The sequence below is a fragment of the Acidovorax sp. K2F genome (assembly GCF_025246485.1).
Lineage (GTDB): Bacteria > Pseudomonadota > Gammaproteobacteria > Burkholderiales > Burkholderiaceae_C > Acidovorax > Acidovorax delafieldii.
This window is the reverse complement of sequence record NZ_JAOBSQ010000046.1, coordinates 26,526-32,804: the sequence shown is the minus strand read 5'-3', so window position 1 is coordinate 32,804 and position 6,279 is coordinate 26,526. Positions and strand designations below refer to the sequence as shown.

Below are 6,279 nucleotides of genomic sequence, written 5' to 3'. Positions count from 1 at the left end.
CCGGTGATCAAGGATCTCCTCGCCATGCTCTCGATGCTGAGCGACCCCTATGCCGTTGGACTGGTGCGCGTGTCCACGATGTCGACTTACGAACTGCCGCTGCAAGATGTGGTGCAGATCATCGAATGCCTGCGCGAAAGCAAAGTGGCGCCTCTCGAGTGGCGCCTGAATAAAAATTGGCCACCGGAACTTGCGGAAGCCAGCAAGACGGCACTAGCCCGGGCCGCCATGCTTTTCGATGGGGTGAGTCCGATGGGCAACCCTTGGAGCATCTTGACCACATGGGTGATAGATCGGCTCGGCCTCGCCAAGTCGCTGTATCTGGCAGGCGATGCACGAAGCAGGATGAAGGGCTTGGCACTGTGGCAGTTCCTCAACTTCTGCCGTCAGCAACCCTCCGACACCGGTTCACCTTGCGTGCGTCTCCTTGATCGTATTCGCCGACTCGTCCTACTTTCGGAAGATCGTGGGCTGCGCCATTTGCCAGGTGTTGCCGACAGCATCGATGCCGTCCGCCTGATGACGATCCATGCCAGCAAGGGGCTCGAGTTCCACGCAGTGCATATTCCTGGCATGGTGACCTCGGGCTTGCCGCGCAACAACATGGCACCGCGCTGCGTGCCACCCGACGGGCTCATTCATGGCTCCGACGAAATGACCGGACTGGAAGCGGTGAAGGCCGGACACGATGAAGAGGAAGAATGCCTGTTCTTCGTCGCCCTCTCCCGTGCGCGCGATCGGTTGTTCCTCTACGCGTCGTCAGTTCAGTCGGATGGCAGAACGCGCAACCCTTCCAAGTTCATGCCCTCCATCCTGCATCACCTGATCCAACCGCCGATTCCGGCTCAGCGCCATGCAGGACTGCGAGCATCGTCAGCCCTGCAGATTGTTTGGGAGCAGAAGCCGGCCTGGACCGACAGTCAAGTCAACCTGTTCGAACGATGTCCACGCCGGTTTCTCTATACCCACGTCATGAAACTTGGAGGCCGCCGCACGGAGACGGCCTTCATGAAGATGCACAACGTTGTTTCGGACGTGTTCGATTGGCTCAAGACCGTGCATGCAATGACGATGCCGACCGAAGCCGAACTCGGCGTACGCTTCGACCAGGCATGGCAATCAAAGGGACCGGTCGATCATGGCTATGCGGAAGACTACCGCAGCATCGCTCGGCGGCTTGTGGATGTTGTAGTTGAGACCCGCAGTCGCGGCGTACCGGCTCCCGCGACTCCCATCTCGCTCGGCTGGGCGGAAGGAGAAATACTTGTCCGACCGGACAGTGTCGCCCGAGGCGACAACGGGCAAATCGTCGTTCGGCGCGTCAAGACCGGGAAGCCCAGATCCAATGCCTTCGATGACATCGAGTACACCTTGCTCCACCTCGCGACCACGCAGGAGTATGGCGGATCGGCCCAGGTCGAGGTGACCTACCTGACTAGCGAGACAACGCAACCGATGGAGATCACAGAGCGCAAACTCAAGACGCGCAGCGAGAAGGTCCGGGATTTCGTCAGGCGTGTCCGCGCTGGCGACTTCCCTGTAAAGGAAGAGGCGCGCACTTGCCCGAGGTGCCCCAGCTTCTTTATCTGCGGCGACCTCCCGGCTGGCGCGATCACCATAAAAAAAGTTTGATTCAGCTTTCCGGTCCGGATTTTGACCGCGATTGACTTAGTGGAGGCCAAGAAAACTGCAATCCCGCAGATGGCCGACAGAAAGTCAATCAAATGCAAACGCAAAATCCTGGCGATGACAGCCGCATCCCGCTCGAAGACATCGGTGCCGCCATCCGCGAAGGCCGTGGCCTTCGTCTGGCACACCTCTACCGTATCGTGGTCGCCGATGAACAGCTCAACGAGCGCAACCTGGATCTGAGTGATCCGGTCCCCACCGGCCGCCAGATCCTGCAGGCTGCTGGAGTTCGCCCGGTGGCTGACTACAGCATCTACGCGATCCTGCCATCCGGCGAATTTGAAGATCTGCGTCTCGACGAGACTTACGACTTGCGTGAGCGCGGCGCGGAGCGTTTCGTCATCTTCCAGACGGACCGCGCATTCAAGTTCACGATCGACGATCGCCAAATGGAATGGGGTAAGCCCTCGATCAGCGGCAAGATCTTGAAGGCGTTGGCTGGCGTCCCTACCGACACCTATGACGTCTACCTCGAAGTCCGCGGCGGCGGCCAGGATGTTCTCATCCGCGACGCCGACTTGCTCGACCTCAGCAAGCCGGGCATCGAGCGCTTCATCACGCTGATCCGTGACACGACGGAAGGACTCGCGGCGCTGCCGGAGGCCGATCAGCGCTATCTGGACAGCCACGGCTTCGCCGTGGAAGTGGTCGGTGACGGCATGCACACGGGTGTTGTGCTGAAGCAGATGCAACTGCCGCAAGGCAAGTTCGACCACCCTGCGGCCGACGTGTTGGTGATCCTCCCGCCCGGCTATCCCGACGTGGCACCGGATATGTTCTTCTGCGACCCCTGGTTGACGCTGGTGTCTGCTGATCGCTACCCGACATGTGCGGATCAGCCGCACGCCTTCATGGGCCGCAACTGGCAACGCTGGTCTCGCCACAACACCAGCTGGCGGCCGGGTGTCGATGGCCTGCACACGATGATCAAGCGCATCGAGCACGCACTAGCGGAGGCCAAGTGATGTCGGCCGCAGCGCTGGACATCATCTTGCTTGAATCCCATGAAGCGGCGCTGCGCACGCTGCTTCACCGGGAAAACGGCACTGAGGCAGCCGCCTATGTGCTGTTCGGCAAGGCCGAGATCGCAGCAGACCCGTGGTCCAAGCAGCCACGCATCCGCCTGATCTCGCACGAGGTGGTGCCGATCACGTCAGACGAAATGGTTTCGTCCTCCTCGACGCATGTGACGTGGTCGACGCAGGGATTCATGCGGCTGCTGGGCTTGGCGCAGCACCGCAACCTCGTTCCTGGGCTGGTTCACACACATCCTGGGGCCAAGGCGTTCTTCTCCGACCAGGACGACCGCAACGAAGCTGAGCTAGCGCGCACCACCTTCAACAAGGGCACACAGGGGCTTGCCAGCATGGTCTTCGGCCAGGACGACGCCATCGTGGGGCGCCTGTGGACATCGGCCAAGGCATCCACGCAAGCCTCATCGATCTCCATTGTCGGAAGCCAGATCAAGATCTGGCGTGAGGATGCTGGGCACGAAGACACGGCGTTTTTGGCTCGGCAAGCAGCACTGTTCGGCAAAGGATTCAATCCGATCGTGCGGGCGCTGCGCGTCGGCGTGATCGGTTGCGGCGGTACGGGCAGTGCCGTGGCTTCGCTGCTGACTCGGCTGGGGGTCGGTCACCTGGCGTTGATGGACAACGACACGATCGACACGACCAACCTCAATCGTGTTCACGGTTCACGCACTGCAGACGTACCTGCCAAGCTGGCCAAAGTGGACATCCTCGCACGCGAAATCGAGGCGTGCGGTTTGGGCAACCACGTAGTCACCCGGCGGGCGTGGGTGGGCGATCCATCGCTGCGTGACGTTCTGCGGTCTTGCGACGTGCTTTTCGGCTGTACCGATGACAACCAGGGGCGTCTCACGCTGAACCGGCTTTCCCACTACTACGGGATTCCGCTGATCGACGTGGGGTTGCGTATGCGGTCGGCCAAAAGCGGCGTGGACTACGACATGACGGGCCGAATCACGACCATCCGACCAGGCAACCCTTGCCTGATGTGTCTTGGCGTCGTCAACGCCCAGCGTGCTGCAGCCGAAGGTTTGCAGCGCAATGATCCTGCGGAGTTTGAGCGCCGTAAGGCTGAGGCGTATGTGGCAGGCGGTGGCGATCCAGCACCAGCAGTGGTCACATTCACCACCAGTATTGCTTGCGCTGCAGTTGATGAATTGATCCAGGGTTTGACAGGTTTTCGCGGCCCAGGCGGCATGGCGCAAAACCGCATTCGCCGGTTCGACCGTGTGGAGGAACGCTCCACGACGTGCCGACCAGTTCCGACCTGCCCTGTTTGTGGAACCGAGGCCATCTGGGGCCGTGGTGACGTGAACCCCTTTCTTGGCGTGATTGGCTGACTGTATGAAGCGTCTTTTCGCATTGATGTTGCGCAGCCTCGGCCTTCTGGACTTCAACTTCCTCGTTAAACGAGTGGCTCGACACCCGGGCAAGACCGAGATTCCTGCGGGTGAGCTGTGGCTGGTGGTGGACGGCGGCGTCAAGAAATGGGCATGCTTGGGTTGCCCAGGCGGATGCGGTGTGCAGATATCACTGTCATTGAATCCCGAACGTCGTCCACGCTGGGAAGTCGATCAAGACTTTTGGCAGCGACCTACGGTCTCCCCGTCTATTCATCAGCAGAGAATGTGCCGATGTCATTTTTGGATCCGGAGTGGGTTGATTGAGTGGTGCAAGACTGAAGTTGAATTGCCGGATGCAGCCTTGCAAACGGCTCAGGCGGGTTTCCGAACGAAGCAGCCGATCGACTCAGCGGACCCCGAACGGCAGGTTTCGGCGGCGGCCGTCACTCGACGATGAAAGCTGAGCGTCTGCAACCAGCCTGAAGTAGCCCGCTGCCCCTATATGCTCCGATATATGAACCGCCAAATAGGAGCATTTATTCCGCAATTCGGAGTCGCGGGACGCTTCCCCCGCAGAGCCAACCTCAGTTGTCAAAGCTGGTCGGCCTCCATGACCCCTACGAAGTTCGAGATTTCGATGACGGGCACAGCAGCCCAGATGAAGTTCCTCCGCACTACGACTCGTGGCCAGTCGCGTCCCGTTCGTTCAAGAGCGACTGCAGTCGTAGATCACTTGCATCGAGCGATTGCACACGCCCGTTGAGCAGAACGGTTGTTGAAACACCCGCCTGAACGTTCTTGGTTATGGCGTCACGGACAGCCTGTTTGGCCAACTCTTGCAGTTGGGCGGTAGTCAGGCCGAAGGTTAACGAATGCGCTTTGTTCACATAGTGCAGCTTATGTCGTTGGTACAACGCAGTCAAGGCTATTCCAATTATTTTAGTTCTGACCCCCTGCGCAGAGACGTACACCAATAAATTATGCTATCGCTGGCATGAGACAAATAAGCCCATGGTGATATGCGCAACTAAATAATGTAGGACTGATACTCAATCAATCACAGAACCTATGAAGGATGGGAAAAGCGTTCTTTTGCTCCTCCTGTCGATTCAATTTGATTCCTAAAAACAACGAGGCTCAGCTTTCAATCAAAGAGCGTCATTGCGAAAGTGTTTCCGCTCCCAACGAGCCTGCATTTTTGAAAATGTGGAGCCCACTAGCAGAAGCAGACCGAACAGGCTCATTCCGACAGCAACAGGATTATTAAAGAACTCGGTCATCGTTATATCCGCAATCGACTGTAGAGAAAACACGTTTCAGGAGGCTCTGCTCAGCAGTTTTTGAGAGAAATGGAACATATAGCTGCTACTGCCTGGCCTTAAGGGGCCCGATATATCAACTTGCGCTTTCCCAAATGCTCTATTGGCGTGAAGGAAGCTGATTTTACCAACTCGACACCAGTTGACAGCGTGTACAGCAGAGCCGGCTCATACATATTAGGTTCTTCAGCCTCCCATAAAGCTATGAGATCTTCAAAATGCCAAAATTTTGAATCATGCATGTATCCAGGTGACATTACCCTCACGCGAACCACAATATAGCCTTGCAAAGAACCTTGCTTCACAAAGTCGAGCAATAGGTCTTCATTCGACAAAAAAATGTTCTTCATGCCTCCGCCAATGCTTTCTGTACGGTACTCAACAAAGAAGTATGGTCGTACAAAACTTAGACTAGCTATTGGGGCTCTTCGGCGGGAGACTCTAGCTAGCCCAGCAAGCACACTGCGAAAGTAAGAAATCATTGGTCAAGCAAAATTTGAACACTATAGATTGTAGCCCTATTGTGTTCAAAGTCTCCTAATCGCGGAGATGGAAGCTCATTCAAATGCGTTGAACAATATCGCCATGGCTCTGAGGGTAATCCGTCGCGCACGGGGGTACACCCAAGAGGACTTCTCCTCTGTTTCAAGTCGAACCTACATCAGCAGTCTAGAGCGAGGCACCAAAAGTCCCACGTTGGGAAAAGTGGAGCAGATCGCCACCGCTTTGAACGTCCATCCCCTGACCCTGCTCGCAATTTCATTTGCCACTTCTCCATCGCTAGATGACGTCTCGGTTGTTTTGGCCGAAGTCCAGAAAGAAGTCGCTGCGCTTGGCCTGCCTAGCGGGGGCGGTGGCTGACTGTTGATTTCCCCAAAACTAACCCGCCATTTCCAT

6 protein-coding genes are annotated in these 6,279 nt (G+C 57.3%); 5 read left to right on the top strand and 1 reads right to left on the bottom strand.

Going from position 1 to position 6,279, the window contains the following annotated elements; all coding sequences use genetic code 11:
- From N4G42_RS17495 to N4G42_RS17480, 4 genes are all read left to right on the top strand, one after another.
- The coding region (locus N4G42_RS17495; RefSeq protein WP_260668069.1) for a PD-(D/E)XK nuclease family protein at window positions 1-1,632 on the top strand (1,632 nt) is incomplete at its 5' end.
- A gap of 92 nt (window positions 1,633-1,724) precedes the next feature.
- Window positions 1,725-2,654 (top strand): multiubiquitin domain-containing protein, encoded by a 930-nt coding sequence (locus N4G42_RS17490; protein ID WP_260668068.1) that lies wholly within the window; start codon window positions 1,725-1,727, stop codon window positions 2,652-2,654.
- Window positions 2,654-4,060 (top strand): ThiF family adenylyltransferase, encoded by a 1,407-nt coding sequence (locus N4G42_RS17485; protein WP_260668067.1) that lies wholly within the window; start codon window positions 2,654-2,656, stop codon window positions 4,058-4,060. Before N4G42_RS17490 ends, N4G42_RS17485 begins: the two co-directional genes overlap by 1 nt.
- 4 nt (window positions 4,061-4,064) lie before the next feature.
- Window positions 4,065-4,520 (top strand): DUF6527 family protein, encoded by a 456-nt coding sequence (locus tag N4G42_RS17480; protein WP_260668066.1) that lies wholly within the window; start codon window positions 4,065-4,067, stop codon window positions 4,518-4,520.
- A gap of 921 nt (window positions 4,521-5,441) precedes the next feature.
- Here the strand turns inward: N4G42_RS17480 and N4G42_RS17475 are convergent.
- Window positions 5,442-5,732, bottom strand: a complete 291-nt coding sequence (locus tag N4G42_RS17475; RefSeq protein ID WP_133246262.1) for a hypothetical protein — start codon at window positions 5,730-5,732, stop codon at window positions 5,442-5,444.
- Window positions 5,733-5,931: 199 nt separating this feature from the next.
- Here N4G42_RS17475 and N4G42_RS17470 point away from each other — a divergent pair, with 199 nt between their 5' ends.
- The gene (locus N4G42_RS17470; RefSeq protein ID WP_108497338.1) at window positions 5,932-6,243 is read left to right on the top strand and encodes a helix-turn-helix domain-containing protein; all 312 of its coding nucleotides are present in this window, start codon (window positions 5,932-5,934) and stop codon (window positions 6,241-6,243) included.
- Window positions 6,244-6,279: the final 36 nt, after the last annotated feature.

Coding starts and splice junctions, on each gene's coding strand:
- N4G42_RS17470 (WP_108497338.1), top strand. CDS start 5,932: ATGGAAGCTCATTCAAATGCGTTGAACAATATCGCCATGGCTCTGAGG.
- N4G42_RS17490 (WP_260668068.1), top strand. CDS start 1,725: ATGCAAACGCAAAATCCTGGCGATGACAGCCGCATCCCGCTCGAAGAC.
- N4G42_RS17485 (WP_260668067.1), top strand. CDS start 2,654: ATGTCGGCCGCAGCGCTGGACATCATCTTGCTTGAATCCCATGAAGCG.
- N4G42_RS17480 (WP_260668066.1), top strand. CDS start 4,065: ATGAAGCGTCTTTTCGCATTGATGTTGCGCAGCCTCGGCCTTCTGGAC.
- N4G42_RS17475 (WP_133246262.1), bottom strand. CDS start 5,732: ATGAAGAACATTTTTTTGTCGAATGAAGACCTATTGCTCGACTTTGTG.